Here is a 26019-nt window from a genome sequence, read left to right as displayed (position 1 = left end):
CAACTATCTTTTGAGATTGACGAGTACATCCATGAGATCAGCACCCGTCTGGAATACCTTGGAATTGGCCGTGTAGTTTCTTTGCGCTTCGATCATATCGGTCAGCTCCTGCGCGATGTCGGCGTTGGATTCCTCGAGAGCTCCCGATTTCAGCGTGCCGAAGCTGCCCGAATCCGGGAAACCGATCTGCACGTCGCCGGACTCGGCGCTCGTGGCGAAGACATTGCCGTTCAGCACCTGGAGATTGTCCGGGCTCGGAACATCGGCGAGCGCGATACGATAGATGGCGCGCGTGGTGCCATTCTTGTAATTGGCGACGACCACGCCATCCGCGCCGATGGTGACGTCTTCGATGGGGCTTGGCGAATTGCCGTCGATCTTGACTGCGATCGGCGTGTAGTCACCCGCCAGCTGCTTGGTATTGGAGAAGTCGATCTCTAGTGGCTGGCCGTTCGGCACCGTGACCGAAATGGACTTGTCGGCTGAAGCCAGCTTGCCCGTCACAGGGTCGAAGGCATAATTCTCCGTCGTCAGCGGCGCCGGCGGCGTATAGGGGAACCCGCCCGAGGCAGCAGCGTTTGCCTTGTCATAGACGGCGACTTCCCAATTATTGTCGGCAGTCTTGGTGAAATAGACGTCGAGGACAACGACATTGCCGAGATTGTCATAAGTCTGAACCGACGATTTCGCCGTGAATTGCGCGGATGCCGTAGTGTTCGTCGGTGGCCTGTCGGCTGCCGCAACGATCGAAGCGCCTGCGGGCAGATTGGCGGTGAAGATGCCTTCGCGGCTTGGCTCGGCGATGAGATCGTTCTGTGCAAGGCTGATGCGCTCGAGGCCCTGGTAGCCATTGACGACCGGATTCACGTTGCCGTTCGTGATCGGGTAGCCCATCAGATAGAACCCGCCGGTATTGTAGAGAAAGCCGTTAGGGTCTTCGACGAATGAGCCGGCGCGGGTCAGAAACGGCGTCCCGCTGCCATTGCTGACCAGGAAGAAGCCGTTGCCCTTTACCGCAAGGTCTGTCGACGAAGTGGTGAAACGCAGGCTGCCCTCGTCGGATATGTGATTGCGCACCGTCGTTTCGACGCCGCCTGAATTGTAGGCGCCGCCGGAACTTGGCAGAACGAGCGAGGAAAACTCGGTAGAGGCCCGCTTGTAGCCGGCGGTGCTGGAATTGGCGATATTGTCGGAAACGGTCGAGAGCCTGTTGGCCTGCCCGTTCATCCCCGATACGCCTGTCCGCATCATTCCATAGAGGCTCATTTCCCGTCTCCTCGAGCGTGATTCCGTCCGAAAATGTTAGGCGTCGTTACTTGTGCGAAGCTGACGTTTCAGACGGAACGCAGGTCTTGCCTTCCGGCGTTCTGCCGATCCGAAGGCCGTCCGTGCATCAATCGAGATTGATGCAGTAGCCAAGAAACCGCTTGGAATCGATCGGATCATAGCCGAGCTCGCTGCGAAGCTTCTTGCGCAGCTTGCTGATATGGCTCTCCACCACGCTTTCCTCGACTTCATTGTCGAAGATGCCGTAGATGGCGTTGAATATCTGCGCTTTGTTGAGACGCCGTCCGCGATTGGCGATGAGATATTCCAGTATCCGCCGCTCACGTCGCGGCAATGAAAAATCCACGCCGTTTATTTGCGGATCGCGTCCATCCGAGAACACGCGGATCGGCCCGACCTGCATGCCGGAACCGCCATTGCCGTGGCGGCGGCGGATCGCATTGATGCGCGCCAGGATCTCCCGCACGTGCATCGGCTTGCGGACGACATCGTCCACGCCGGCCTGGAACAGCTCCAACGTATGTTCGAGGGATTGCGTATCGTTGACCGCTATGACCGGTGCCGCGCAGCGTTCACGAATCTTGTGTGGAAACTTGCTGCGGTCCGAACATTCGCCAATGAGAAAGGCCTCGACCGCCATGATATCGCTCTCCTGAACGCTGGTGACCCACTCACCAAATTCATCCGGAGCGAACCCGGTCGTTGTTATGCCCTCACGGGCGAACCACGCAGAATACCCACTCGTCACCAGACTTCGTTCGTCGACGACTACGATCACAACCCCACCTATCGAATCAATTAGTTAACCCCAAGCAACACACAAGTACCGGCCAGTGGGAGTCGCCGACAATACCCAACTTGTGGCACCCAAGAAATTGGGAGGTCAGGAAGCGAAATCAGGATGAGTTTTGGGAGAAAACCGGCGCAGGGAATCGCTCCGGGCGCGTGGCAGGAGTCTAGCAATTTCTGCAGCAAACGATGAATTCACGTTTTATTACTGGATATTACTTGAATCACTTATCGCAGAAGATTCGCGCGTTCGGAGTCCAGTTTCCGAAGCCGGTTGCCACCATGTTCTCCACGACCCTGCACACGTATTTTTTCTGCGCGGGGTCATTGTCCGGTCCCGCATGATATCGGGCCACGGCCATTGTCCAGTTTCCCTCCCTCTGCCGAAGCTGCTTGAGGAAGCGGGCGGCGTAATCGACATTGGTCGCAGGGTCGATCATGGCGTCGATCGAGGCGAAGGCGCCGGCATGAAAATGATGGTTGATCTGCATGCAGCCGAGATCGATCAGCCTGGCGCCGCGGCGCTGCGCTTCGAAGAATTGTTCCCTGGCCGCAGCGGCCGAATTCGGAAAGAACGACGTTCCCTCCACGTTCAATGCGAAGGGCTGAAGCGAGCTCTTCCGGCCCGTCTCCGTCAGGCCGACTGCATAGAGGATGCCGATCGGCACCCCGTACCGCGCGGCCGCACGGTGCATGTGGGCCTCACACAGATTGGCTGCGCTCGCATATTGCGGTGCGAGGAGCAGGCTAGACCACGATGCCGCGAGAACTGCCAGGCGCCTGAGCATCACCGACCACCTGCCGCGCTTTTGCATTGGGTGCTGCCTCCTCCCATTGGCGCTTCGCCGACGCCTCATTCTTCTCGCTGCCCCCGAAACCCGCCTGTGCTTGTCCGCCTGCGCGCCCGTCAGCCTGCCCGTCGCCGGCCATAGGGGAATGCCCGCCCTGGAACGTGCTGGCGGTGCCTGACCTGTCGCTGATGGAGATCGTCACCGCCACGGATTCGTCCGATAGCGCGCTATCGTGCAGGGCCTTGACCAAACCCTCATGATCTCGCGCCAGATGGGCAGCAGCATCCGCGCTTTCTGCGGTGATATGGATGTGCAGGCCCTCCGGCCCCAGCCGCATGCGGGCGACCACCGTGCCGAGTTCAACAGGCTGGAGCTGGAGCACCAAGGTTTTCGACGGACCCGTTATGCGCTCCGAGAGGACGTCCAACTTCAATATCCGGATGTCCTGCCCGATGCCGGCCGGAGGTGGAGGCGATGGCGGCACTCCGCCCTTCACCGGCTCCTGGCCCGCCAATTGTGCAGGCGCGGTCATCCCTTGCGGAGCTGCAGGCTTCAGATCCGCCTGTGCCGGCCGTTCCTGCAATGCCTGCTTCTCGTCCGGCTGTTCTTGCGGTCCAGCAAGCGGCAATGGCTGGTCCTCCCGCACAGCAGGTTCTGCAGGCGCCGGAACTTGTGTCTCTACCGCCTGACCGTCGGACGGCGGAACGTCGCGCGCTACTGATCTTTCAGACGCGAACTGCCTCACCTTCGCGTCGCTACCGCCGACAGCGACGACGCCTATCTCTGGCTGCACCGGCATTTCGTCAGCCTCGACGATTGCCTTGCCAGCAAGCGACGAAACGAGGCTCGCACGGATCGTGGGGCTTTCTGCAGGGCCGGAATCTTCGACAAGCCGAGGCAGTTCCTGCAGAAGTTGCTCAAGCGCCCGCATCGGCGGTTGAAAGACTGTCGTCTGGGTGTCGGGAGCCTTGGCGAATTCGCGTTCCAGCGGTGTTTCCGTATCGCGTTCCTTTGCCCGCTCATCCGTCGGGGACGGGGCGCGCATCTTCGAGTGAAGCCTCATGCTTCTGGCTTCGACCAATTGCTGGAAGTCGTTGTCCGGCATGTTCTCATTGACGAGTGCGTCGTCTTTCAACAGGGCGTCCTTGCCGGGCTCGCGAAGCAGGGATTCGGTCGGGCGTACCATTTTGGGGCCGATATTCATCTGCGGGTATTCCCAAGAATGGCATCGATCGCATCAAGCTTTTTTCTCGCCTCGATGATCCGGTTGTCTTCCGCCGGCGCCTCATACTCGGCAGGCCGCGCCTCGGCCGCAATCGCGGAGCTCTCCCGAACCCTGGGCTGAGCCGGTTCTGCCGGCGGCGCGACGGCGACGGGCTGGGCCGTTATCTTCGCAGCCATCGCCCTGGCGGCGTCGAGCAATTCCAGATCACGCTCGTGGAGGTTCTTCCTCGAAAGACCGTTCAATATCCTGCCGGCTTCCGCAGTTTTGTCGGAACCGACATTGGCGACCGAGAGATAGAGCTGCGCCTGCGTATCGTCCGCCTTGAGCGCAACCGCCAGGTCGCGGGCCTTTTCCGCAGCGAACCGGGCACGCGCAAGATCACCATTGACGATGGAGCCGCGCGCAATGCGCAGATAGAGCGGCAGCTGGGCTCCACGCCAGGCCAGCGAAGCGATATCGTCGATCTCATGGTCCGTCATCTTGCCTTTCAGCTTGAGGATGGCCTCCACGAACTGACGAAAGAAGTCTTCCGAATAGGGCGAACGTTCGAACCGCTGCAAATAGTTGCGGGCGAGGCCCCGCACCTTGTCGCTCTCCCCGAGGCGCGCCGCTATCACCAGCTCCCGGCGCAGCGCCGCCTCTTCCAGCAATGTGCCGGGCGCATTGAGGCGGATATAGTCCAGGCGGCGCAGCGCGGTCCCCGCATCGATCGCAGCCATGTGGTCCGCCGTGACGAGATATATGGATGCGACGAGTTCGCTTGGAATCCCCTCCGGCAATTGCTCGAAATTGTCCAATGCGCGCACGGAATCGCCGTCCGCATAAGCTAGCGAGCCTGCGATCAGCTTCTGATCGACCTGCCCGGGCTGCAGCCTTCCGATGACGTTGCGGACGATCGCCGGATTGCCGCCATTAAGGAGATAGACCAGAAGCGCATAGACGTTTTCAGGCTTTTGCCAGACATCCGGCCTTGCGCGTTGCAGATCGTCGGCGATGTGCCCAAGCACGCGATTGAGCATTAGCAGTGCTTCGGGCTTACCGGATGCAACCTGGTCCTGCAGCATCCGCATCGACCGGACGAGCAAATAAGGCTCCGGCGCGGCCAGTTCGGAGCGGGCGGGCGCAATGCCGACACCGAGAAGCCCAAGGAAGAGGAGCGTCACATAGCGCGCCCTCATGTGCCGGCGGCCTTCAGGAATATGTCGATGCGCCTGTTCTGCGCCGCAAACGGGTCGGCCGGCACCTTGGGATCACGGTCGGCATAGCCTTCGACGCGCAGGATGCGTTTTGCATCGAGGCCGCCCCTCGTCAGCATGTAATACGCCATATGCGCCCGGGCCGACGAAAGGCGCCAATTATCATAGGTGTCGCTCTTGAACGGCCGTGCATCCGTGTGGCCGCTGATGATGACATCGCCCTCGCGGCTCTGGATGATCTTGCCGATCTCGTCGAGCACCTGGACGACACGCTTGTCCGGCTTCGCCGATCCGATCGCGAACATCCCGTAGTCGATCTTGTCGGTCAGCTGGATCAGCACGCCATCCCTGGCCGGCACGACGCTTATATCCGGCGCCCTGCCCTCGCCCGCAGTGTCGGTCTTGCTCGCTATCTCGGCCGCAAGCCGGCGCGCAATCTCGGCCTGCGACAGGTTCTGTGCCTTGTCCGCTTTGGCCGGCGGTGTTTCCCCGGCCTCCAGCCGCTTTGCGAGTTCCTCCGGGCGCGGTTCGCTGGCTTTGGCGAGCGCGGTTTCCGTCTGCTTGTTGGCCGATGGCGGCGGAACAGGCGGGCTTTCCGTCAGCGGGAAGATGTCGTCCTGCCGCCGTTCCGACCAGTAATTCGGATTGAAGGGGTCGCGATAGGCTTCGCCGCCCTCGGCTCCCGTCAAGGGACCCGCAAGGTTCTTGCCGCCCGCACCAGCGACGGAACGATTTTGCAGCACACCGCTTTCGGCAGCGATTTCCGACAGGACCGCATAGGGATCCTTGAATATTTGACGCTCTTCACGCTCCGGCTGGGTTTCCGTATTCCTGTCATTGCGCGAACTCTTGGTGTCCGGATCGTCAGCGTCCAGCCGTTCGAACCGCACCTTTCCTTGTTCGCTCTCGGTGTCCTCGATGCCTTTCGGCCTGGAACTCCTGTCCATCAGCTTCACGGGATTGAAATAGCTGGCGACGGCGGCTTTGGTTTCCTCATTGGCCGCATTGATCAGCCACATGACCAGGAAAAATGCCATCATCGCGGTCATGAAGTCGGCATAGGCGATCTTCCACACGCCGCCATGATGGCCGTCCTCACCATCGCCGCGTGCTCGCCGCACGATGACGATCTCGCGGTGCGTTTCCGGATCGATATTCATGTCCCTGCCCGCCGAATGGTTTCGAGCAACCGGCCGAGGCGCGTTTCTATCGCAACCTCGTCAAGATTGAGCGAGAGCTCAGCCTGGTCTTCTTCGACAAACTTGCAGTTCAGCGCCATCATGTCGTCACGCTTGCGCAGAGCCACCAGAAGATGTGCCGGCCCCCGCACCTCAAGCGCCAACCCCTCCCTGCCGCGCACCAACCGCATGACTTCGTCGGAAAAAACCTCGACGATCTGGCCGCGCAGATGATCCTCGACAAGCGGCGCAAGCACCTGGGCGGCGCGAGCGGCCATATCCTCCGCGACACGCGAAAGCCCCTGTTCCATCTGTTCCGCGAGCCTGTTGGCCGTCTGCTCGAGGAATAGCGTTTCCGCACTGGCAAGCTGCGTCTCGAATTCGCGGCCCAGCCGGACTTTCTCCGCCTCGAAAAGCGCCGCCGCCTCGGCGCGTCCTGCTTCACGCCCGGCTTCGAACGCTTCCTTGACGTTCGCCTCATGATCGATCTGCTCGACGATATCGTCGGGACGATGGTCATCGGTCGCGGCGAAGCCGGCGGTTTCCCTCGGCAGCGTGAACACGGCAATGCGCTCGTCCGGAACGCGTTTCGGCGTGAAATCCGTGAGGATGTTGGCAAGGGAGCGGGCGGATGAGCTCATCATGCGGCCTCATGCACCCATTGCTTCAGGATAGCCGCGACACGTTCCTCGTCCATGTCGATCATCTGTTCGAGCCGGTGTTGCGCCGGCGCACGCATGCGTTTGCGCAGTTCCGTCAGATCGTCATAGGGAGCGCTCTGCTCGTCGCTGTTCGCCGCGACCGGCAGATTGCCGGAGGGCGCGAGGCTCAACGACCCGCTGCCGGCTTCCACGGCAAGGCGGAGATCAGCCTCGGGGGTCCGCATTTCCCGCATCAACGGGCGGACGCCAAACCAGATGATCAAGCCGACGGCCGCAATCAGCGCCACGGCATTGATGACCGCGCCGCTCTGCCGGAAGATCAATTCCGAAACTGGCGTCGACGTTGGCTGCAGCTCCTGGTTTTCCGCTTCGAGGAAGTTGACGGCCGTCACATTGATGACGTCGCCGCGCTTCTCATCGAGCCCTGCCGCCGTCGAGACGAGCTGCCTGATGCGTGCAATCTGCTGATCGACGAAATCGGCCGGCGCGGGCGTTACGCCGGCGGTGGCCAGGAGGCGCGCCTGATCGACCACCACGGCAACGGAAAGCCGCTTGATCTGATAGCTGTCGCTTGTGGTCGCGATCGTCTTCGAACTCAGCTCGTAATTGGTCAGTTCTTCGCGCTTTTCCGTCTTTTCGGAAGCCTTGTCGCCATTGCGGCTGACGATTTCCTCCTGCGGAATGTTCTGCTCGACGCCGGTTGCGTTGTCGCTGGACGTATTTTGCGAATCCCCGCTCTCCTTGACCACGCGCACCGAGCGTTCCACCCGCGATTCCGGATCGAAAACGGTCTCGTTGATCTGCCGCCGGTCGGTGTCGAGCGCCACTTGCACGCTGGTCTGGAAGTGCCCGACGCCGAGATAGGGCGCCAGCGCCTTGCGGATATTCTCGTCCACCGACGAGGAAACGCTGTGCTCGAGCGATGCCGACATGACCGCGCCGGCATTGACGCCATCTTCCTTGGAGGCCAGCAGCCTGCCATTGGTGTCGAGGATCGTGACTTCCGACGCGGTGAGCTGGGGAACGGCAGCAGCGACGAGCTGGCGGATGGATTGCGCCGATTCGGTCGCGAAATCGCCTTCGGTGCGCACGACGACCGATGCCGAAGGCGCCTGATCCCCGCGCCGGAAGCTGCCCTTTTCCGGCAGAACGATGTGTACGCGCGCCGCCTTTATGCCCCTTATCGCCTGGATCGTCCGCGCAATCTCGCCTTCCAGCGCGCGAACACGGGTGATTTCCTGCATGAACGAGGTCAGGCCGAGCGAGCCCATATTGTCGAAGAGTTCGTAGCCCGCATTGTTGCTGGTCGGCAGGCCCTTCTCGGCCAGATGCATCCGCGCCTGATCCGCCTTGCCGTAGGGAACCAGCACCGAGGTACCGTCCGACTTCACGTCGAAGGGAATGCCGGCCTCGCCGAGCGCCATGCCCATCCGATTGACGTCGTCGCGGCTGAGGCCAACATAAAGCGTCTCATATTGCGGGCGGTTGAGATAAAAGCTCGACAGGAGTATCGCGCCAAACAATGTCACGCCGATAAGCCCGAGCGCGATCAATCGCCTTGCACCGAGCTTCCCCAGGGCCGAAACCAATTGCTCGACCGTCTGCCTGATATTCTTGTCCATCAAATCCCACCGCATCGACCTGACGGCACCATAAGCGGCGAAGCTTGCGCGAAGTTAGTCTCGGGCACCGCGCATAAAAAAGGCCACGCGCGAAGCGTGGCCAATTTGTTCGAAGGATTATCGTTATTAGCCGCGGAAGAGCGACAGGATGCTCTGGTTGCCGGAATTGGCAATCGACAGTGCCTGGACACCGAGCTGCTGCTGAACCTGGAGAGCGGACAGACGAGCCGATTCCTTGTTCATGTCGGCATCGACCAGCGCGCCGATACCGCGATCGACGGCATCCGAAAGCGCGCCGATGAACGAGGTCTGCAGGTCGATGCGGGTCTTGGTGGCGCCGAGTTCAGCCGCACCATTGGCGAGGCCCTTGGCGGCAGCTTCGACACCGCCGAGCATGGCGTTGAAATCGACGTCGGTCAGGCCGGCCGTCGTGACGTCGAGCGTCAGCACGGAAACGTTGCCGGCGCCGACAGCGAATTCCTTGTCGAGCAGGCCGGCATTGGCGGCGTTCGTGTCGATGAGACGAATGCTGGCGAAATCCACTTCGATCGCGCCGGTCGTGATTGCGCCGGCGGCGTCACGATTATACGACGAGATGATGCTGAGCTTCGTTGCACCGCCTGCAGCCGGAGCCGAGTCCGTCTGGAGCAGGTTGGAACCGGCATAGGATGCGCCGCCGATATTGTCGGTGAGCTGCGCCTGCAGCTTCTCGATTTCGGTCTGGATCTTGGCGCGGTCGTCGGCGCTGGCGTTCTTGGAAGAAAGAACCTTTTCCTTGATCTGGTCGACCACGGAAACAGCGCTCTTGATTGCGGTATAGGCCGTATCGACCTTGCCGCCGCCGAGACCGAGAGCTTCCTTGATGACCGAATTGGCCTTGTTGTCGGAGCGCATCGTGGTCGCGATGGACCAGTAAGCGGCATTGTCCGAAGCCTCCGAAACCTTCATGCCGGTTGCAATACGGTTTTGAGTCGTTGCAAGGCTCTGGTTGGTTGCCGAAAGGGTCTGAAGCGCGGTCATTGCCGACGCGTTGGTAAGAATGCTGGACATGAAAAAAGCCCCTGTATGAGAACTGTAGGGACATACCGGATCGGCCGGTATGACGGAGCGGCATGATGCCTATGCCCTCAAACGGGCACCCGTCATGTGTGGAAGGATTAATCCATAAATATTACAGTTTCAATAACGTCTGCGAATATTTTCCGCGCTTGGTTACCGGCTATGAATAGGACCGGATCAGGCTGCCGATCAGGATGTTCCAGCCGTCGATCAGAACGAAGAAGAGAATCTTGAATGGAAGCGACAGGACGGTCGGCGGCAGCATCATCATGCCCATCGACATGGTCAGGGTCGCCACGATGAGATCGATGACGAGAAACGGCAGGACGATCAGGAACCCGATCTCGAAACCGCGTCGCAACTCCGAAATCATGAAGGCAGGAACGAGAATGCGCAGATCGACGACGCCATCCGGCTGCGTGCGGAAGGATTCGTCCGCCAGATCCTCGAACAGCCGAAGATCCTTGTCTCGCACCTGCCGCAACATGAACTCGCGGAACGGCGTCGTGATCTCCCTCACCGCAACATCCTGGCTGATCTGGTTGTTGACCAGCGGCTGCACGCCGTTCTGCCAGGCGCGATCGAATACCGGCGCCATCACATAGAAGGTCATGAACAGCGCCAGGCTGACCATCACCAGGTTTGCAGGCGTCGTCTGCAGGCCGAGACCGGCGCGCAACATCGAGAATGCGATGGCGAAGCGGGTGAAGCTCGTCACCATGATGAGAATGCCCGGCGCGATCGACAGAACGGTGAGCGCCGCCAGCATCTGCACGATCTGGCCGCTCGTCGAGGCACTTCCGCCCGGGATCAACCCTTCGAGGATCGCGGATTGCGCTGCGGCCTGATTCGGCACGAAAGCAAGGAGAACCAGAGCAACTGCCACGACAAGACGTTTCATCATTCCATCACCAGCGCCCAGATATAAACATTCGTGACCACGCCGTCGGTGCGCATCCTGGCCCGTTCCTTCAGATCCATGCGCAGATATTCAAGCCCCGCCGGCCCGCGCAGCTGCATCAGGTTGACGGTGCGAAGAAACGCCATGAAATCGGCTGCGACTGCCGTGCTGAGTTCGTCCGAGACCTGTGCGCCCGGCGCAATCACCAGGCCGGCCTCGAGCCTGATCCAGACGTCCTGGGGAACCTTCACATTGGTCAGGATAGGCTTGAGGACGACGACATTGCCGGCCGGCGCCGCTTCCGCTGCCAGTTCACCCGCAACCGGCCGCTCCTTGCTCGCCGGAGGTGCAAGGCCAAGCTGGGCGCCAAGGAACCAGCCGCCTGCCGCCGCAACGAGCGTCAGCACGGCCACCACCGCGGCAAGCACCGCCGCCGACGGAGCCTTTGACACTGGAGGTTCGGAAACTGCGCTCATCTTCAGATCGGCGAAACTGCGTCGAGCAGTTGTTGTCCCCATGCGGGCTGCTGCACCTCGCTCTGGCGACCTCGGCCGCCATAGGAAATGCGCGCTTCCGCGATCTTGTCATAGGAGATGGTGTTGTCCCTTGAAATGTCCCTCGGCCGCACGACGCCGGCGACGTTCAATACGCGCAGCTCATTATTGACGCGGATTTCCTGCGACCCTCGAATGATGAGATTTCCGTTGGGAAGGATGTCGGTGACGATGGCCGCCACCGAAAGATCGATCTTTTCAGAACGCTCGATCTTGCCTTCGCCCTTGGATCGGCTATCCGAACTGAGGTCGAGATTGCCGCCAATGTCCGATGCCGTGATTCCGCTTCCGGAAATATCGGCCGTACCGCCGTAGATCGACGATGAAACGCGGGACCGGTTGGACTTGTTGTCCAGCGTGGCGCGGTCGTTGATGGAAATGTTCACGGTCAGCACGTCGCCGGGGTTCTCGGCACGCGGATCGCGGTAGAAGCTCACCTGCCGCTCCTGCCAAAGCGAATATTTCTGCGGCCGGGGTGGTGCCGGATACTCGGAAGGACCGCCGGCGCTGTATTTATGGCCAATTCCCGCGCCAACCGGCGACATTTCGGGCGGCCGGTTGAAATCGCGCGGGTTGGTCGCACAGCCATAGGTGCTCAAGAGTGCGAGGCACAGGGATGCGACAGCCGCTCTGTTCATTGCGCGGAACTTTCTTTTTCATTGATCACCTGCGAGCCCACGATGACGCGGGCCAGCAGGGCGGATTTTTCTGCGGGCATTTCGTTGAGGATGACGCTCGATACGCGCGGATTGAGCTTCAGGAGCAGCGCCGCGGCGGCCTCGTCACCGATGAGGGCCATCTGCGCCGCAGCAGCATCCGGCCGCATCTTCGAGATGATCCCGACAAGGGAATCTTCAGCCTTGTCGATGAATTCATCGCGCCGCTTCAGCCAGACCTCGTATTCCTTGCGCTTCTCGTCGAGAAGTTCGATGCGCCGGTCGACATCCTGGCGCAATTGCTCCAGTTCGCGTGTCTGCATGGCGTAGCGCGCATCGGCGGCCTTGTCGCTGATATTGCCGCAATAGCGTTCGATCTCCTGCCGGCCTTCCTCGGTTGCGGACAGGTCCTGCGACAACGCATAGGTGGCGGGCAGGACCATGACGAGGCAGAAGGCCTGTGCAGCGACAGCCAGCTTGACGAGACGAGCAGGGCGAACCCTCATTGGACAACGAGCTCCGCATGGAGGGCGCCTGCCGTCTTGATGCCCTGCAGGATCGCGATGATGCCCTGCGGCTTGACGCCGATCTGGTTGAGGCCCTTGACCAGGCTTTCCAGATCGGTCCCGCCGAGGAGGCCGATCTTCGAGGCCTGCGTCGCATCGATTTCGGTGTTCGGCTCTACCGCAGTGACACCGCGCTCGGAAAACGGTTCCGGCTGAACCACGGTCGGCGTTTCGGTCACGCGTACCGAGAGGCTGCCATGGCTGATCGCGACGCGGGAAATGCGGACCTTCTCGCCGATAACCACCGTACCCGTACGCTCGTCGACGACGACCCGGGCAATCTCGTCGGTCACCACCGGCAACCCTTCGATCTCGGCCAGGAAACGCGTGGCGGAAATATTGGCCGGCTTGCGCAAACGGATGGATTTGGAGTCCCGTTCCTTGGCAACCGCCTGTTTGTAGCGGCGCTTGGCGAAGGCGTTGATCGTGTCGGTAATCCGCACTGCCGTGGTGAAATCCGGCTCGCGAAGCTCGACGACGAGCTCGTCCTTGCCGAAATTTCCCATGACTTCCTTCTCGACCAGCGCTCCATTCGGAATGCGTCCGCTGGTCGGAACGCCCTCGGTTACCGACTCTGCCTGCCCCGAGGCGCTGAAACCCGAAACGATCATGTTACCCTGCGCCACGGCATAGGTCTGGCCATCCGCAGCTGCGAGTGGCGTCATGACCAGGGTCCCGCCCGCCAGCGAGGTAGCATCGCCAAGCGAGGAGACGGTGACGTCGATCCGCGATCCCCGCCCCGCGAAAGGCGGCAGGTTCGCCGTGACGATGACGGCCGCGATATTCTTCGACCGCGAAGCTCCGACGGGCGGGCTGATGCCCAGATTGTCCAGCATTGCGCGCATCGACTGTTCGGTGAATGGTGCGCTGCGCAGGCTGTCGCCGGTGCCGTTCAGCCCGATGACGAGGCCATAGCCGACCAGCTGGTTGTCACGCACGCCCTGAATATTGGCGATGTCCTTCAACCGCGCGATGGCACCGCCCTCGCCGAGAGGCGATGCCGCCCCGCCCCAGCGCCCCTCGTTGAGCTCCTTCTGGAACGCGGCGCGGGCCTGCGCCGCCGTGCTGTATTCCTTGGAATTGGCCGAGGATTCGGCGGCATGAAGCTGTAGCGGCGCCAAGTGAATGGCAAGGCTCAGAGCGATGGCGAGGCTTCGTCTCATTGCAGACCGACCTGGATGCTGCCATCGGCCATGACCGTTCCGGACACGATGAGCCCGCTGTCGACATTGCGGACCTTCACATAATCGCCCGCCCGTCCCGGCTCCATCGAAACGCCCTTGGCGGTGATGACCAGCGAACCCGTATCGTAGACGATCGGCACCGCGACCCCGCGGCGGATCAGATCCGGCTCGTTGACGGCGGCGGCAAGGATTGGCTGGCCGGGAAGCAGCGTCTTGCGGGCGATCTTGCCGGTGATCTGGTCGCGCGACAGGACGTAGTTGGAGGCGGCGCTGGACTTGATGGAGAAGATTTTCTCGCGCAGGCTGGCGTCGGCGATGGGTTGGCCCGGATAAATGATCTGAGCGGGCACGATGAAGGAAATGCGTTCCGCATGGGCTTGCGGCGCAACGACCATGCTGGCAGCAACGGCAGCTGCCCACATCGATTTCCTCATGGTCGCCAGGCTCATGATCACCTCAACGCAGGTTCTTCGAAACGACCGAGGCCATTTCATCAGCGGCCTGGATGACCTTGGAATTCATTTCATAGGCCCGCTGCGCCGTGATGAGATCCGTGATCTCCTTGACCGGATCGACATTCGAGCTTTCGAGATAGGCCTGTTTCAGCGTACCGAAGCCCGGATCGCCGGGCACGCCGACCACAGCATCGCCCGACGCCTCGGTCTGCCGGAACAGATTGTCGCCCAGTGGCTCCAGGCCGGCCTCATTGGCAAAGTTTGCAATCTGAAGCTGGCCGAGATTGAGGAGCTGTGTCTGGTCGGCCATCTTCACGAAGACCTGGCCGCTCTCCGTTATCGTGGTCTGGATGGCGTCGACGGGAACGACGATGTTCGGCTCGACGAGATTGCCGTCGAGCGTCACGAGCTGCCCAGTCTCGTTGATGTTGAAGGCGCCAGCGCGGCTGTACAGCGTCTCGCCCGCCGGGTTCTGGATCTGGAACCAGCCCCTGCCGGTGATTGCCACGTCATAGGGGTTTCCGGTCTGGGTCAGCGAACCTTGCAGATGAAGATTGCGAACGGCTGCGGTCTGCACGCCAAGCCCTACCATCGCGCCTTCCGGTATCAGGCTCTGGTTCGCCGAATTCGGCACGCCAGCCGTGCGCTCGGCCTGGTAAAGCAGGTCGGAAAATTCCGCCTTTGCCCGCTTGTAGCCGGTCGTATTGATATTGGCGATATTGTTCGCGATGACTTCAAGGTTGAGCTGCTGGGCATTCATGCCCGTTGCCGCAATGGTGAGCGCTTTCATTCTGGTTCCTCAGATGGGCATGCGGCTGATTTCAAGATAGGCTTGCACGATCTTGTCCCGGATGGCGATCGCGGTCTGCAGCGACTGCTCGGCGTCCATGACCGCATTGACGACATCGCGGGTCGGCACGTCGCCGGTCATGCTCTTTACCGAAACGGCTTCGGCGGTCTCCAGCTTGCTCGTAACCGAGCCGGCGAGTTCGCTGAGCACATTGTCGAAGGACGGCTGCCCCGAAGCGACCGGCGCGGCGGTCGCGCTCTGGTTCACCGTCTCGGACAGGCGCGACAGGGCATTGCGGGTGGAGACGCTCAGTAGCTGGTCTATCATCACGAGTTCCTCAAGAGATCAACGGTCATAGCGATGAGCTCCCGCGCCTGCTTGACCACTTGCAGGTTGGCCTCATAGGAGCGGTTGGCCTCGCGCATGTCCGCCATTTCGACGACCATGCTGACATTCGGGTATTTGACATATCCCCTGGCATCCGCTGCCGGATGGCTGGGATCATATTGTTCGACGAAATCGGACGTATCCTTGCCGACTTCGGCGATCTTCACCGTTTCGACGCCGGTGGCGCGGTCGAGTTCGGTTGCAAAGGAAACTGTCTTGCGGCGATAGGGATCGCTTCCTGCCGTTTTGCCCGTCGACTGGGCGTTGGCGAGGTTTTCCGAGACGATGCGCAAACGGGTCGATTGGGCCGAAAGACCCGATGCCGCAACCTTCAATGCCGCCTGCAGGGGATCCGACATCAGCTCAACCCTTCACCGATGACAGCATCATGCGATGAAACGCCTTGACGATGCTGGTATTCAAAGCGAATTCGCGGTTGATCTCTCCGGATTTGACCATTTCCATCTCCAGATTGACCGTATTTTTCGAGTGATTCTGTTCCGTCACGGCGTCCTTGCGCAAAGTCGTCGCCGCGACGCCCGAGGCATTGACCTCCAGGTGACGGGGGTCGGTGGCCGCCATGGTCATCTGCGTCTGTGCGAGAACTTCCCGGAAGGGATCCACATCGCGGGCCTTGAAGCCGGGCGTATTGACGTTTGCCACATTGCCCGAGACCGCCGCCTGACGAACCGACAGCCATTCCGCTTGGCGCGATGCCAGATCGAACAGATAGATGCCTTGCATGTGATACCCCGGAAGACGGAAGATGGTTAACGCAGGCTTAATCTAGGCGTCCAAACTTGCGTGAGACTTGCGGCACCGAGCGGCGGCTTCCGGCGGTCAATTCACCCGTGTGATCACGTTTCCGTCCGAGGTCCTGATATTCCAGCTGCCGGGCGTCTCTCCGCGCTGAATGGCGACGAGCCTGCTCCCATCCGGCAAGGGCGAACCCTTCTCCACGAACCAGTAGCCGCTCGCGTCCTCGATCATCACAAGCCCGCCAACGACCTCCCTCACCTGAAAGTTCGGCTTGGCCGGGAATGGCTGTTCGGCATTCGCCTCCGTAACGACCCTGTCGTCCGGCGCGCCCGTCGTTGCCGTCGTCATCGGATCGATCTCCGCGGGGCGGGCATGTTTGCGCTCGCTCTGCCGCATATCCGACTGGCGCACCACCTTCTGGTCGGCACGGTTCAACGGGTCGCGAATCGCCATGCCCGACGCGACAGGATCGGACCGGGCATCGAATACGTCGTAATAGGTCACGAAAGGCAGCACCGCGGAAAACACCGCAAGGATGATGCCGGCGCATTTCAGGATGCCGTCAAACCGCTTGTCGCGCTGCGGCGCCGGTTCGGCATTCTCGGCCAGCCCGCTTGCGGTCATTGTGTCTTGCTTGCCGGTCACGATGCCTCCTTTGGTCTGAGCGCCGCCGCAAGGTCCGCATAGGGATCCTGCGACAACGGCGTCGACGGGTTCTGCTGCATGCTTCGATAGATAAGGGGCACGAGGTTGACCGCTTGATCGACGGCCGGATCGCTCCCGGCCTTGTAGGCGCCGATCATGCGCAGATCGCGTGTCTCCTCGAACGTTGCAATCAGCCCGCGCAGGCTCGTTGCCAGCCTGTTCTGCTCCGGTGTCCAATTGTGCTGCGCCAGGCGCGATATGGACGAAAGTATATCGACGGCAGGGTATCGCCCCTGTGCTGCGATGGCGCGGTCGAGCACGATATGGCCGTCCAATGTTCCGCGGATAGCATCGGCGATCGGATCATTATGATCGTCGCCGTCCACCAGCACCGAATAGATGCCCGTGATCGTACCGGCGCCATCCGTTCCGGGACCTGCCCGCTCCAGCAGGCGCGGCAACTGGCTGAAAACGCTCGGCGGATAGCCCCGCGATACGGGCGGTTCCCCCGCCGCGATGGCGATTTCGCGCGACGCATGGGCGAAACGGGTGATGGAATCGACGATCAGCAGCACATTGTCGCCGCGATCGCGGAAATATTCGGCGATGGTCGTCGCAGTGTTTGGTGCAAGCCGTCGCATCATCGGGCTCTCGTCGCCGGTCGCGATTACGGCGACCATCTTGTCGAGCTTGCCCGCCAGCGTGCCTTCGAGCATGTCGCGAACTTCCCGGCCCCGCTCTCCCGTCAGCGCCAGGACGACCGTGTCGAAATCGTCCGCTCTCGTCATCATGCCGAGCAAGGTCGATTTGCCGACGCCGGACCCCGCAAAGATGCCCATGCGCTGGCCGAAGCACAGCGGTGCGAAGACATCTATGACATTGACGCCGCTGCGCAGGCCCTGCTCGACGCGGCGGCGGCCCATGGCGGACGGCGCCGGTCGATCGACGGGCATGGCGACCATATCGGCGGGCATGGCGCCCTTGCCGTCCAGCGGCTCGGCGAGAGCATTGATCACCCTGCCCTTCCATCCCGGTGCCGGCCGGATCCGCAACGGACCCGCAGGAAATACGGCATCGCCCAGCGCCGGTGCCAGCCGGTCGTCGAACGGCTTGACCATCGCCCTCTGGCGATCGAGGCGGATCACCTCGGCCGGCTGCAGTCGCGACTTGCAGCGTATCTCGACGAGATCGCCGAGCTGGACGGAATCGGAAATACCCCCGACCGTGACCGCAGCATGCGAGACCTCTTCGACATAGCCGCCGCGCGCCACCTTCACCGGCAGGGCAGCCGCGTGCGACAGCACATTCGCCAGCAGCTCGAGGCTTGGCGATCCGCCGCCAAATTCCTGCAGGAGGTCATTCACCGCCATATCGGGTTCACGATCCCGCCGGCTCGTTCATGGCATCACCCATTTGACGATCCGAGCGTCTTGATCGCTTCCGAAACGGTGGATTCATTGCTGCGCAACAGCGCGTCCACCCGTTCGAAGGCGCGGGTCACGCTCATCAGCCGTGTCATTTCGCTGATCGCATCAACATTGGAGCCTTCGACTGCACCCTGGATGACGCCGGCATTGGGATTGTCGAGCACCGGCTGCGCCGCCACACTGGGAATGACGGCGGAATTGTCGAAATAGTCGAGTTTGGCCTTGGCATCGATCGAATAAAGGCCGATGGCGCCGAGCTGCCTGCCGTTCTGGTAGACGGCGCCGTCGGCGGATATTTGCGGCGGACCACCATTCGGATCGATGATCAGCGGCTGGCCGCCCGCATCGAGAATGGGATAGCCCTTCACGGACAGCAGTTCCCCGACCGGCGACATCTTCATCCGCCCGTCCCTTGTATAGACCTGGCCGGCGGGAGATTGCAGGGCGAACCAGACATCGCCCTTCACGGCGACATCCAATGGGTTGCCCGTCTGGGTGATCGGCCCCGGTTCGGTCTTGATATAGCTTTCGCCGGCCGTCACGAAACTGGAATCCTCCGCAGCCTTGGATACCATGGCGTCGAATTTCATTCCGGTGGCCCGAAATCCCGGTGTCGACATGTTCGCCACATTGTGCGCCAGGGCGTCCAGCCTGCGCTCAAGCGATATCTGGGACGACAGCCCGACATAGATCGAATTCTGCATGGCCTATCTGCCCCCGAGCTTGAACGATTGCAGGGTCGTCAGAATGCTCGCGGAGATGCCGATCGTCGGAGCACCGCCAAGCAGCACCGAGGGCGCTGCCGTCGTCGTCGGATTGGCGATGTCATACATGGCGGTGAAGCGCGTGAGCAGTTTTTCCAGCTTTGCCGGATCCTGCAGATCTTCCAGGTCGAGCTTTTCCTCGATCATCTTGGCTTGCCGGTCGATATCCAGCCGGGAGACCTCCGCAGGAATGTTGAACGTGGTCTGGAACACCTTCAACAGCCTCTTGTCGCCGAGTATCTCATAGGGGTTCTTGATGCTCGGGGCCTTGCGCGCGAAATAGAGCGCGAGCCGTGTTCCATCGTTGTCCTTGCCGGTCTCCATCTCAAGGGTCAGGCGCACGAAACTGTCGACTACCGGCTGCCGCACCTCCTTGCGTCCCGTCGTCTCGGCGCCATATTTCTCGAAATCGAAGGCTGCGGCGAATTCCCTGTAGCGTGTATCGGTGAGCTTGTTGGCGAAACTGTCCTTGTCGGCTACGCCTTCCGTCAGCACCTTGCGGATGAAGGCCTTGGCGTAGGCCATGTCGTCGAGACCGTAGGCCTTCAGGGCATAATTGTAGAGCTTCGTATCCTTCATGAACTCGTCGATGGACTTCACCTTGCCGATGTTCGCGAGATAGTACTCGCTCTCCCTCTGCACCATCGGCTCCTTGGCCACGCGCGTGAGCGAGCGCTGCAGGTCGGCAGTGATCAAACGGTAGCTCGTCATCGTACTGGTCATGCGGCGCCTCCTGATATCTGCGCCGGTTCTTGCAGATCAAGCTTGCCTGAACCTGTCGCAGGCAAAGCTACGGCCTCGCCGGCCTGCAAGGTTCGCGCAAGCCGGAATTGCTAGTGCTTCAGCGCAAGAAATATGCAGGAGAATGCCTTGGGTATCATCATCGGCCTGGTCGTGACCATGGGTTGTCTGCTTGGCGGCTTCATCGCCATGGGCGGGCATGTCGGCGTGCTCGTGCAACCCTGGGAGTTCGTCATCATCGGCGGATCGGCTCTCGGTACGTTCCTGATCGCCAATCCATTTTCCGCAGTGAAGGATGCCGGCCGCGCCTGCATGGAAGCCTTCACCAACAAGGTACCGAAGCAGCGGGACTATCTCGACGTACTGGGCGTGCTTTATGCGCTCATGCGCGAATTGAGGGCAAAATCCCGCAACGAGGTGGAGGTCCACATCGATAATCCCGCCGACTCGGTCATTTTCCAGTCGTTTCCGAGCGTTCTCAAGAACCACGACCTCACCAATTTCATCTGCGACTATTGCCGCCTCATCATTATCGGCAATGCAAGGTCGCATGAAATCGAGGCCCTGATGGATGAGGAGATCCACACGATCTCCCGGGACAAGCTCAAACCCTACCACGCGATGGTGACGGTGTCGGAAGGCTTGCCCGCGCTCGGTATCGTCGCCGCGGTGCTGGGCGTGATCAAGGCCATGGGCGCGCTGAACGAATCGCCGGAAATCCTCGGCCATCTGATCGGGGCGGCGCTGGTCGGCACCTTCGCCGGCATCTTCCTTTCCTATGGCGTCGTCGGGCCGATCGCCGGCAAGATCAAGATGACCCGCGAAAAACAGAACCGCCTCTATGTCATCGTCAAGCAGACATTGCTCGCCTATATGAATGGCGCCCTGCCGCAGATCGCCCTCGAATATGGCCGCAAGACCATTTCCGCCTATGACCGTCCATCCATCGACGTGGTCGAGCAGGAAACGCTGACGCCAACGACCCCGCTTCAGCAAGCGGCATAGGCGGCGGCGATGGAAGCAGAGACCGAACAGAAAAAACCGGACGCGCTGGCCGAGAGCATCCTTCGCGCCGCCGGCCTGTCCGTGGACGATCTCAAATCCGTCGAGACGGTATTCCGTGACCTCGCTGCGTCGCTCGCTGCCCGGCTTGCTGCTCAAACCGAAGTGCCGGTCGTCCTCGATTTCGCCGGTGCAAGGACACTCGAGAAGTCCGACACTGCCGGATCGATCACCGGCTCGGCGTTGCTTGGCACCGTGGCCGTTCCGAAATGGGGCTCCCGGCTGCTGCTTGCCGCCGACCGGGCCTTTGCCGAATGCGCGACCGAGATACTGTTCGGGTCCGGCTTCGTCACTCTGGCGGAAGCGCCGTCGCGTCCACTGACTTCCATCGATCTCTCGGTCGCAAGGCACGTCTTCGCCGAAGTCGCCGCCGCTCTCGATCAGATATTCGCCTCCGGCAGCGAAACCCTGTTCCAGCTCGGAGACATTGCCGAGACCGCGCACCTGCCTTCCGGCTCGCCTGTCGAAGCACGCATGATCTGCTGCTCGCTGGTCCTGAAGGCGGCAGGCGTGAGCGGTACTGTCGACATATTGCTGCCACGCTCGAGCTTCCGCCCGATGCAGGACGCCATTGCCCGGTTGCTCCGGCGCCCGGCACATCATCTCGATCCCGCCTGGGCGAAGAAGATGCGCCTGGAAGTGAGCCGCGCCCATGTCGAGCTCGAGGCCTATCTGCAGCAGGGCACGATGACGCTTGCGCAGATCGCCGAACTGCGGCCGGGGCAGATCCTGCAATTGCCAAAGGACGCCATAGACCACTTCCGCCTCCGCAGCGGCGGCCAGTCGCTCTATAAGTGCCGCCTCGGAAAAGCCGGTACCGCTTTCACCGTTCGCCTTACCGAACCCGTCAACGAAGAAGAGGATCTCCTGGATGAGCTTGCAGCTGGCTAACCTGATTTCCGTGATTTTGAGCGCGTTTTCATTGATCATCTTCTTTGCCGCGCTGCGCAAGGCCAGTCAATTGACCGCCATGAGCCGTCTGATGGCGGCACAGGTCGCAAGCTCCGCCAGCAATCTGCAGAAGGCGCTGGCAATCCTCCAGGCCGAGCGGGAAACCTGCCGCGACGAGAGCATTCGCCTCGAGGCGCGGCTGCGCGATTCCGACAGGGTTCGCTCCGAAATGGACCGGGCAGTCGATCTCGTAAAGCGCGCCAGGCTCGATCTTCAGGAGAATTTCGTGCCGGCGACGAAACCCGTTGCCGAACCGGCGGCGCCGGCCATCCAGCGGCAAGCGGCTGCCGTTTTCGTGCCGCAGCGCCCTGCCGCCACCGTCGATGCGCGACCGGCCGAACAGCCGAGAAAACTGCCTGTCTTTGTAAACCGGATCGTGCGAAGCGCCGACGTCGCCAACGCTGTCCTATAACTCCTTCGATTCAGGATCTTCATCATGGCAATCTCAGACAAACAATCGATCGAAGACGAACTCAACGAAGCGATCGAAGAGTTGAAGCGCGACGAGCCGGAAGTAAAACGCCCCGTCAATCCGAAGCCGAATCTCGACCTCATCATGGGTATCCCGGTCGATGTACAGGTCGTCCTGGGCAGCACCTCGATGCCCGTCGCAAACTTGATGAAGCTCGGCCGGGGCTCGATCGTGACCCTCGACAAGCAGATCGGCGATCCTGTCGATATCGTCGTCAATGGCCGCGTCATCGCGCGCGGCGAAGTCATCGTGCTCGAGGACGACAGTTCGCGCTTTGGCGTCAGCCTGACTGAAGTGATCGGCAGCGGAAGCTAGGCCGGCATATGAGCGAGCATGAAACACCTCTGGAGCCGAGCGCCGTGAACGACCTTACCGGCCCGGAGAAGGTCGCTGCACTGCTCGTCGCGATCGGGCGACCATCCGCCTCGCGGCTGCTGAAGCATTTTTCGGCCGATGATCTGCGATCGCTCGCTGTACATGCGCGAAAGCTCGAACCGATCACGCCCGGCGATTTCGAGGAACTGGTCAAGCAGTTCGAAAACGCCTTTGCGGACGGCGCGCCGCTATCCGAGGCGGGAATGCGCTTCGAGGGCCTGCTGCGGGAATCGCTATCGGCCGATGAAGCCAGTGCCGTTATCGAGAACCGCCGGCCCGAACTGCTGGCACAGGAATCGGTCTGGGACCAGTTGCAGCGTGTTCCGCTCGAAGTGCTGCACGCCTATCTTTGCGGACAGCATCAGCAGATCACCGCCTATGTGATCTCCCGCCTGCCATCGGACGTGGCGGCGCGTCTCCTGATCCGCTTTGCCGGATCGGAACGCCGCGGCATCATCCAGCGGACGCTTCACATCCGCAACGTCAACGCCGGCGCCGTGAAAATCCTCGAAGGAATGCTTCAGCGCGAAGTGACCGGCAAGGATAATGGCAATACCGAAAAGAGCCATCACGGCGTCGTTGCCGACATCATCAACCAGTTGCAGAAATCGGAGATGGACGAACTGTTGTCCGACCTCGACGGCCTGAGCAGCGACGATCTGGCCAAGATCAAGGCCAAGCTCTTCACCTTCGAAGATATTGTCCGCCTGTCGCAGCGCGCGCGCCTGATCCTCTTCGACGATATCGCGACGGATGTCGTCACCAACGCCCTGCATGGCTGCGAGCCGCAATTGCAGGAGCTCATTCTGCAATCGCTCTCCACCCGTGGACGGCGGATGGTGGAGACCGAACTTGCCAACCAGACCAACATCAATGCGAATACGGTGACGCAGGCGAGGCGATCGATCGCGAGAACAGCCATCCTTCTTGCCGAGCGAGGCGATCTTCGCCTTGAGCCCGAGGAAGCCGCGTCATGAGCGGGCCGTGCTGAATGGAGCCGTCCGACAAGGATAGCAAGACAGAAGAGGCCACTGAAAAAAAGGTCAGTGATGCCATCGAGAAGGGAAACCTGCCGTTTTCGCGCGAGGCTCCGATACTCGCCTCCATCGTCGCCTTCCTGCTGGTCCTCATATTCGTCGCCGTGCCGAGCGGTGCCGAACTTTCCCGCTTCCTCGCGGAGCTGGTCGACAAATCCTATGATTGGCGGCTCGATGGCGCGGAGGATGCGCAGCAAGTGTTCCTGATCATCGGCGCCGCCGTCGGTCTTGCACTGCTGCCGGCGATGATCCTCATCCCGGGCGCTGGCATATTGGCATCCGTATTGCAGAACGCCCCCCGCATCGTCATGCAGCGCATCGAACCCCAGGCCTCGCGCATCTCTCCCGCCAAGGGATGGGAGCGCATCTTCGGGCCCGCAGGCCGCGTCGAGTTCCTGAAGTCGGTATTCAAGTTCGGCGCCGCCAGCACGATCGTCTTCATGATCTTCTTCCGGGACAGCAGTTTCTTCGTCGACGCCCTGATGACAGAGCCCGGGCAACTGCCCGAACTCGTGCGCACGCATCTGACGAGACTGCTTTCCTCGATAGCCATCGCCGTTGCCGCGCTCGCCGCATTCGACCTCGCCTGGTCGAGAATTCATTGGCGCAACGAGCTCCGCATGACGCGTCAGGAAGTCAAGGACGAGCACAAGCAGGCCGAGGGCGATCCGCTGCTCAAGTCGCGCTTGCGGTCGCTCGGGCGGGACCGCGCGCGCCAGCGCATGATCGCGACGGTCCCGACCGCCACGCTGATCGTCGCAAATCCGACGCATTTCTCCGTTGCCTTGCGCTATGTACCGAACAAGGATGCGGCACCGGTGGTCGTTGCAAAGGGGCAGGACATCATCGCGATGAGAATCAGGGAGATCGCCGAGGCCAATGACATACCGATTGTCGAAAACGTTCCGCTGGCGCGTTCATTGTACAGCCAGGTGCAGGTGAATCATGCAATCGCGCCGGAATTTTACAAGGCAGTCGCGGAACTGATCCAGTTCGTTAACAGTCGCCGACGCTAGAATAGCCGTCCATATCGGGTGCCATATGAAGAGAACACAATTTTCTACCCAGCGCGTCGACCTCATCACCAGTCACCTGACGGAAGTCGTGCGCGATCTGCGCCTGGTGGATGCCGCCGATTACATCGCCTTCATACGCTGCGAATTGTTCGGGAACATCGCCGATATCGTCAACTCGGCAACCGAATTGCATTTTCATCCGGGCACGCTCACTTTCGGTCTCGGCGGCGATTACATTCTCGACTGGGCATCGAGCCCAGTCGTCACCCTCGACCTCGAATTCTGCAATCTTGGTGTGAGCGCCTATTTCAGGCTCATCCTGTCAGCCGAAGAATCGAAGATCGATCTGCACCATCTCAGATTTGCCGAGACGGGGCGCAGCCCCGCCGAGAACACCGAACTCCTGGACGCAGCCTTTCAGGATGCGCGATTGCCCCAGCTCGCCGCGCCCGAACGGATGGAATAGAGTTCCGCCGCCTCAGAACCGATGCGAGATAACCGGCATCTCGATGACGCCCAGCGCCAGGGCGGTGACGACTGCAGCCGTCCTGTTGGCGCAGCCGAGCTTGTTCTTGGCATTTTGCAGGTAGGTCACGACCGTCCACCGGGCTATGTCCAGGATCTCGCCGATTTCACCATCGGTCTTGCCATTGGCGGCCCAGTAGAGGCAGTCGATTTCGCGTTTCGTCAGGAGTTTGGCTGCTGCCGCGGCGAGAGCCGGATTGCGGCTGCCATGCAGGGCCGTATGGATGCGGGAGGCGATCGCAACAAGCCTTTTGCGGATGCGCTCGGTGAATAGCCGCTGCTCCGCCGGCTCCACCTGGAAGGTGAACTCCGTCAGCCCGCGGAAACCATAGCTGTTCGAGCTGTTCACGCCGAGAAACAGGTTTCCGAGGCCACGCCGCTCCCGGTCACGCTGAAACGTCGCGCTATCCCCGCCCGCCAGGGCATCCTGCCCCAGATCGCGCACGGTGCCGCGGATCGGGCTGATCTCTCCAGACAAGGTTATCGTCCGCATCAGGGGATCGACCTTGTAGTAGTTCTTGGCGGAATAGCGAAGCGCCCAGGTCGTCGGCAGGGTCGTCAGGACCGCTATGTCCGGAATGGGGCCGGCCTTGGTGACGGTCTGGTCGGCATAGCCAAGATGCGTGAGATGCAGGCAGCCGAGCTGTTGCCGGATTTCTATCAGCATCTCCAATATTTCGTGGTCTACCGTCCCACTGAAAAATCCCTCCTGGAAGTCGGGAAAATGAGCCAGATTGAAGTGCATCGAACCGCAATAATCCCCACGGCGGCAATTGCTGCCACATTGTCTTTGTTTTTAAGATTGTGAGTGCGTCGGAATATCCTGACTCAGCCCCGGCGCCATGGTGGCATAGGCCATGACCGCGGCACAACCGGGAACACCATTGTATTTGGGGATTCTCACATGTTTAAACGGCTGGAAAACAACTTCCCCTCGTCTGCC

31 protein-coding genes are annotated in these 26019 nt (G+C 61.1%); 7 read left to right on the top strand and 24 right to left on the bottom strand.

Going from position 1 to position 26019, the window contains the following annotated elements; genetic code table 11:
• Positions 1-3: 3 nt before the first annotated feature.
• From M8997_RS00595 to M8997_RS00485, 23 genes are all read right to left on the bottom strand, one after another.
• Positions 4-1266, bottom strand: coding sequence for a flagellar hook protein FlgE (locus M8997_RS00595; RefSeq protein WP_250018440.1), 1263 nt, complete (start codon positions 1264-1266; stop codon positions 4-6).
• Between the two features lie 127 nt (positions 1267-1393).
• The gene (ftcR, locus tag M8997_RS00590) at positions 1394-2065 is read right to left on the bottom strand and encodes a flagellar transcriptional regulator FtcR (protein ID WP_250018439.1); all 672 of its coding nucleotides are present in this window, start codon (positions 2063-2065) and stop codon (positions 1394-1396) included.
• A 235-nt stretch (positions 2066-2300) separates the two neighbouring features.
• Complete coding sequence (locus tag M8997_RS00585; protein WP_371929502.1) at positions 2301-2771, bottom strand: transglycosylase SLT domain-containing protein; 471 nt, start codon at positions 2769-2771, stop codon at positions 2301-2303.
• Positions 2772-2823: 52 nt separating this feature from the next.
• Positions 2824-4071, bottom strand: a complete 1248-nt coding sequence (locus M8997_RS00580) for a flagellar hook-length control protein FliK (RefSeq protein ID WP_250018437.1) — start codon at positions 4069-4071, stop codon at positions 2824-2826.
• Positions 4068-5270 carry a chemotaxis protein MotC gene (locus M8997_RS00575; protein WP_250018436.1) on the bottom strand — a complete coding sequence of 401 codons (1203 nt, stop codon included), beginning with the start codon at positions 5268-5270 and terminating at the stop codon, positions 4068-4070. The genes M8997_RS00580 and M8997_RS00575 overlap by 4 nt, the downstream gene beginning before the upstream one ends.
• Positions 5267-6448: a MotB family protein gene (locus M8997_RS00570; protein ID WP_250018435.1), complete on the bottom strand. Its 1182-nt coding sequence runs from the start codon at positions 6446-6448 to the stop codon at positions 5267-5269. Before M8997_RS00570 ends, M8997_RS00575 begins: the two co-directional genes overlap by 4 nt.
• Positions 6445-7110 (bottom strand): hypothetical protein, encoded by a 666-nt coding sequence (locus tag M8997_RS00565; protein ID WP_250018434.1) that lies wholly within the window; start codon positions 7108-7110, stop codon positions 6445-6447. The genes M8997_RS00570 and M8997_RS00565 overlap by 4 nt, the downstream gene beginning before the upstream one ends.
• Complete coding sequence (gene fliF, locus M8997_RS00560; RefSeq protein WP_371929466.1) at positions 7107-8750, bottom strand: flagellar basal-body MS-ring/collar protein FliF; 1644 nt, start codon at positions 8748-8750, stop codon at positions 7107-7109. Before fliF ends, M8997_RS00565 begins: the two co-directional genes overlap by 4 nt.
• A 126-nt stretch (positions 8751-8876) precedes the next feature.
• Positions 8877-9800 carry a flagellin gene (locus M8997_RS00555; protein ID WP_250018432.1) on the bottom strand — a complete coding sequence of 308 codons (924 nt, stop codon included), beginning with the start codon at positions 9798-9800 and terminating at the stop codon, positions 8877-8879.
• Positions 9801-9969: 169 nt separating this feature from the next.
• Positions 9970-10710, bottom strand: a complete 741-nt coding sequence (gene fliP, locus M8997_RS00550) for a flagellar type III secretion system pore protein FliP (RefSeq protein WP_250018567.1) — start codon at positions 10708-10710, stop codon at positions 9970-9972.
• Positions 10710-11186, bottom strand: coding sequence for a flagellar basal body-associated FliL family protein (locus M8997_RS00545; RefSeq protein WP_256473133.1), 477 nt, complete (start codon positions 11184-11186; stop codon positions 10710-10712). Before M8997_RS00545 ends, fliP begins: the two co-directional genes overlap by 1 nt.
• A 2-nt stretch (positions 11187-11188) precedes the next feature.
• Positions 11189-11902, bottom strand: coding sequence for a flagellar basal body L-ring protein FlgH (flgH, locus tag M8997_RS00540; RefSeq protein WP_250018430.1), 714 nt, complete (start codon positions 11900-11902; stop codon positions 11189-11191).
• The gene (locus M8997_RS00535; protein ID WP_371929465.1) at positions 11899-12426 is read right to left on the bottom strand and encodes a MotE family protein; all 528 of its coding nucleotides are present in this window, start codon (positions 12424-12426) and stop codon (positions 11899-11901) included. Before M8997_RS00535 ends, flgH begins: the two co-directional genes overlap by 4 nt.
• On the bottom strand, positions 12423-13649 hold the full coding sequence (locus M8997_RS00530; protein ID WP_250018429.1) for a flagellar basal body P-ring protein FlgI: 1227 nt from the start codon (positions 13647-13649) through the stop codon (positions 12423-12425). The genes M8997_RS00535 and M8997_RS00530 overlap by 4 nt, the downstream gene beginning before the upstream one ends.
• On the bottom strand, positions 13646-14119 hold the full coding sequence (flgA, locus tag M8997_RS00525; RefSeq protein WP_250018428.1) for a flagellar basal body P-ring formation chaperone FlgA: 474 nt from the start codon (positions 14117-14119) through the stop codon (positions 13646-13648). The genes M8997_RS00530 and flgA overlap by 4 nt, the downstream gene beginning before the upstream one ends.
• A gap of 7 nt (positions 14120-14126) precedes the next feature.
• Positions 14127-14915, bottom strand: a complete 789-nt coding sequence (gene flgG / locus M8997_RS00520) for a flagellar basal-body rod protein FlgG (RefSeq protein WP_250018427.1) — start codon at positions 14913-14915, stop codon at positions 14127-14129.
• Between the two features lie 9 nt (positions 14916-14924).
• On the bottom strand, positions 14925-15242 hold the full coding sequence (locus tag M8997_RS00515) for a flagellar hook-basal body complex protein FliE (RefSeq protein ID WP_250018426.1): 318 nt from the start codon (positions 15240-15242) through the stop codon (positions 14925-14927).
• Entirely contained in the window at positions 15242-15664 is a 423-nt protein-coding gene (gene flgC, locus M8997_RS00510; protein ID WP_250018566.1) for a flagellar basal body rod protein FlgC, read from the bottom strand. The genes M8997_RS00515 and flgC overlap by 1 nt, the downstream gene beginning before the upstream one ends.
• 1 nt (position 15665) lies before the next feature.
• On the bottom strand, positions 15666-16046 hold the full coding sequence (flgB, locus tag M8997_RS00505; protein ID WP_250018425.1) for a flagellar basal body rod protein FlgB: 381 nt from the start codon (positions 16044-16046) through the stop codon (positions 15666-15668).
• Positions 16047-16142: 96 nt separating this feature from the next.
• Positions 16143-16706 (bottom strand): hypothetical protein, encoded by a 564-nt coding sequence (locus tag M8997_RS00500; protein WP_250018424.1) that lies wholly within the window; start codon positions 16704-16706, stop codon positions 16143-16145.
• Positions 16703-18076, bottom strand: a complete 1374-nt coding sequence (gene fliI / locus M8997_RS00495) for a flagellar protein export ATPase FliI (RefSeq protein ID WP_250018423.1) — start codon at positions 18074-18076, stop codon at positions 16703-16705. Before fliI ends, M8997_RS00500 begins: the two co-directional genes overlap by 4 nt.
• 35 nt (positions 18077-18111) lie before the next feature.
• The gene (gene flgF, locus M8997_RS00490) at positions 18112-18837 is read right to left on the bottom strand and encodes a flagellar basal-body rod protein FlgF (protein WP_250018422.1); all 726 of its coding nucleotides are present in this window, start codon (positions 18835-18837) and stop codon (positions 18112-18114) included.
• A 3-nt stretch (positions 18838-18840) separates the two neighbouring features.
• A complete protein-coding gene (locus tag M8997_RS00485; RefSeq protein WP_250018421.1) occupies positions 18841-19620 on the bottom strand; it encodes a DUF1217 domain-containing protein in 780 nt (259 codons plus the stop codon).
• Positions 19621-19767: 147 nt separating this feature from the next.
• Here M8997_RS00485 and motA point away from each other — a divergent pair, with 147 nt between their 5' ends.
• Genes motA through M8997_RS00450 form a run of 7 tightly spaced genes read left to right on the top strand, consistent with a single transcriptional unit; the run spans position 19768 to position 25017 of the window.
• Positions 19768-20643 (top strand): flagellar motor stator protein MotA, encoded by an 876-nt coding sequence (gene motA / locus M8997_RS00480; protein ID WP_371929464.1) that lies wholly within the window; start codon positions 19768-19770, stop codon positions 20641-20643.
• A gap of 9 nt (positions 20644-20652) precedes the next feature.
• Positions 20653-21591: a FliM/FliN family flagellar motor switch protein gene (locus M8997_RS00475; protein ID WP_250018419.1), complete on the top strand. Its 939-nt coding sequence runs from the start codon at positions 20653-20655 to the stop codon at positions 21589-21591.
• Complete coding sequence (locus tag M8997_RS00470) at positions 21572-22063, top strand: BAB2_0123 family type IV secretion system effector (protein ID WP_250018418.1); 492 nt, start codon at positions 21572-21574, stop codon at positions 22061-22063. The genes M8997_RS00475 and M8997_RS00470 overlap by 20 nt, the downstream gene beginning before the upstream one ends.
• 24 nt (positions 22064-22087) lie before the next feature.
• Entirely contained in the window at positions 22088-22438 is a 351-nt protein-coding gene (gene fliN / locus M8997_RS00465) for a flagellar motor switch protein FliN (protein ID WP_250018417.1), read from the top strand.
• Between the two features lie 8 nt (positions 22439-22446).
• Positions 22447-23475, top strand: a complete 1029-nt coding sequence (locus M8997_RS00460) for a flagellar motor switch protein FliG (RefSeq protein ID WP_250018416.1) — start codon at positions 22447-22449, stop codon at positions 23473-23475.
• 14 nt (positions 23476-23489) lie between these two features.
• Positions 23490-24551, top strand: coding sequence for an EscU/YscU/HrcU family type III secretion system export apparatus switch protein (locus M8997_RS00455; RefSeq protein WP_250018415.1), 1062 nt, complete (start codon positions 23490-23492; stop codon positions 24549-24551).
• Positions 24552-24576: 25 nt separating this feature from the next.
• Positions 24577-25017, top strand: a complete 441-nt coding sequence (locus M8997_RS00450) for a hypothetical protein (protein ID WP_250018414.1) — start codon at positions 24577-24579, stop codon at positions 25015-25017.
• Between the two features lie 12 nt (positions 25018-25029).
• Here M8997_RS00450 and M8997_RS00445 read toward each other — a convergent pair whose 3' ends face one another.
• Positions 25030-25743 carry a helix-turn-helix transcriptional regulator gene (locus tag M8997_RS00445; protein ID WP_250018413.1) on the bottom strand — a complete coding sequence of 238 codons (714 nt, stop codon included), beginning with the start codon at positions 25741-25743 and terminating at the stop codon, positions 25030-25032.
• Positions 25744-26019: the final 276 nt, after the last annotated feature.

Source organism: Phyllobacterium sp. 21LDTY02-6, from assembly GCF_023554255.2.
Lineage (GTDB): Bacteria > Pseudomonadota > Alphaproteobacteria > Rhizobiales > Rhizobiaceae > Phyllobacterium.
The sequence above is the reverse complement of the archived record's forward strand: the minus strand, read 5'-3'. Positions and strand labels throughout refer to the sequence as shown.

Coding starts and splice junctions, on each gene's coding strand:
- M8997_RS00595 (WP_250018440.1), bottom strand. CDS start 1,266: ATGAGCCTCTATGGAATGATGCGGACAGGCGTATCGGGGATGAACGGG.
- M8997_RS00585 (WP_371929502.1), bottom strand. CDS start 2,771: ATGCACCGTGCGGCCGCGCGGTACGGGGTGCCGATCGGCATCCTCTAT.
- M8997_RS00580 (WP_250018437.1), bottom strand. CDS start 4,071: ATGAATATCGGCCCCAAAATGGTACGCCCGACCGAATCCCTGCTTCGC.
- M8997_RS00575 (WP_250018436.1), bottom strand. CDS start 5,270: ATGAGGGCGCGCTATGTGACGCTCCTCTTCCTTGGGCTTCTCGGTGTC.
- M8997_RS00570 (WP_250018435.1), bottom strand. CDS start 6,448: ATGAATATCGATCCGGAAACGCACCGCGAGATCGTCATCGTGCGGCGA.
- M8997_RS00565 (WP_250018434.1), bottom strand. CDS start 7,110: ATGATGAGCTCATCCGCCCGCTCCCTTGCCAACATCCTCACGGATTTC.
- fliF (WP_371929466.1), bottom strand. CDS start 8,750: ATGGACAAGAATATCAGGCAGACGGTCGAGCAATTGGTTTCGGCCCTG.
- M8997_RS00555 (WP_250018432.1), bottom strand. CDS start 9,800: ATGTCCAGCATTCTTACCAACGCGTCGGCAATGACCGCGCTTCAGACC.
- fliP (WP_250018567.1), bottom strand. CDS start 10,710: ATGAAACGTCTTGTCGTGGCAGTTGCTCTGGTTCTCCTTGCTTTCGTG.
- M8997_RS00545 (WP_256473133.1), bottom strand. CDS start 11,186: ATGAGCGCAGTTTCCGAACCTCCAGTGTCAAAGGCTCCGTCGGCGGCG.
- flgH (WP_250018430.1), bottom strand. CDS start 11,902: ATGAACAGAGCGGCTGTCGCATCCCTGTGCCTCGCACTCTTGAGCACC.
- M8997_RS00535 (WP_371929465.1), bottom strand. CDS start 12,426: ATGAGGGTTCGCCCTGCTCGTCTCGTCAAGCTGGCTGTCGCTGCACAG.
- M8997_RS00530 (WP_250018429.1), bottom strand. CDS start 13,649: ATGAGACGAAGCCTCGCCATCGCTCTGAGCCTTGCCATTCACTTGGCG.
- flgA (WP_250018428.1), bottom strand. CDS start 14,119: ATGAGCCTGGCGACCATGAGGAAATCGATGTGGGCAGCTGCCGTTGCT.
- flgG (WP_250018427.1), bottom strand. CDS start 14,915: ATGAAAGCGCTCACCATTGCGGCAACGGGCATGAATGCCCAGCAGCTC.
- M8997_RS00515 (WP_250018426.1), bottom strand. CDS start 15,242: ATGATAGACCAGCTACTGAGCGTCTCCACCCGCAATGCCCTGTCGCGC.
- flgB (WP_250018425.1), bottom strand. CDS start 16,046: ATGCAAGGCATCTATCTGTTCGATCTGGCATCGCGCCAAGCGGAATGG.
- fliI (WP_250018423.1), bottom strand. CDS start 18,076: ATGGCGGTGAATGACCTCCTGCAGGAATTTGGCGGCGGATCGCCAAGC.
- flgF (WP_250018422.1), bottom strand. CDS start 18,837: ATGCAGAATTCGATCTATGTCGGGCTGTCGTCCCAGATATCGCTTGAG.
- M8997_RS00485 (WP_250018421.1), bottom strand. CDS start 19,620: ATGACCAGTACGATGACGAGCTACCGTTTGATCACTGCCGACCTGCAG.
- M8997_RS00475 (WP_250018419.1), top strand. CDS start 20,653: ATGGAAGCAGAGACCGAACAGAAAAAACCGGACGCGCTGGCCGAGAGC.
- M8997_RS00470 (WP_250018418.1), top strand. CDS start 21,572: ATGAGCTTGCAGCTGGCTAACCTGATTTCCGTGATTTTGAGCGCGTTT.
- fliN (WP_250018417.1), top strand. CDS start 22,088: ATGGCAATCTCAGACAAACAATCGATCGAAGACGAACTCAACGAAGCG.
- M8997_RS00460 (WP_250018416.1), top strand. CDS start 22,447: ATGAGCGAGCATGAAACACCTCTGGAGCCGAGCGCCGTGAACGACCTT.
- M8997_RS00455 (WP_250018415.1), top strand. CDS start 23,490: ATGGAGCCGTCCGACAAGGATAGCAAGACAGAAGAGGCCACTGAAAAA.
- M8997_RS00450 (WP_250018414.1), top strand. CDS start 24,577: ATGAAGAGAACACAATTTTCTACCCAGCGCGTCGACCTCATCACCAGT.
- M8997_RS00445 (WP_250018413.1), bottom strand. CDS start 25,743: ATGCTGATAGAAATCCGGCAACAGCTCGGCTGCCTGCATCTCACGCAT.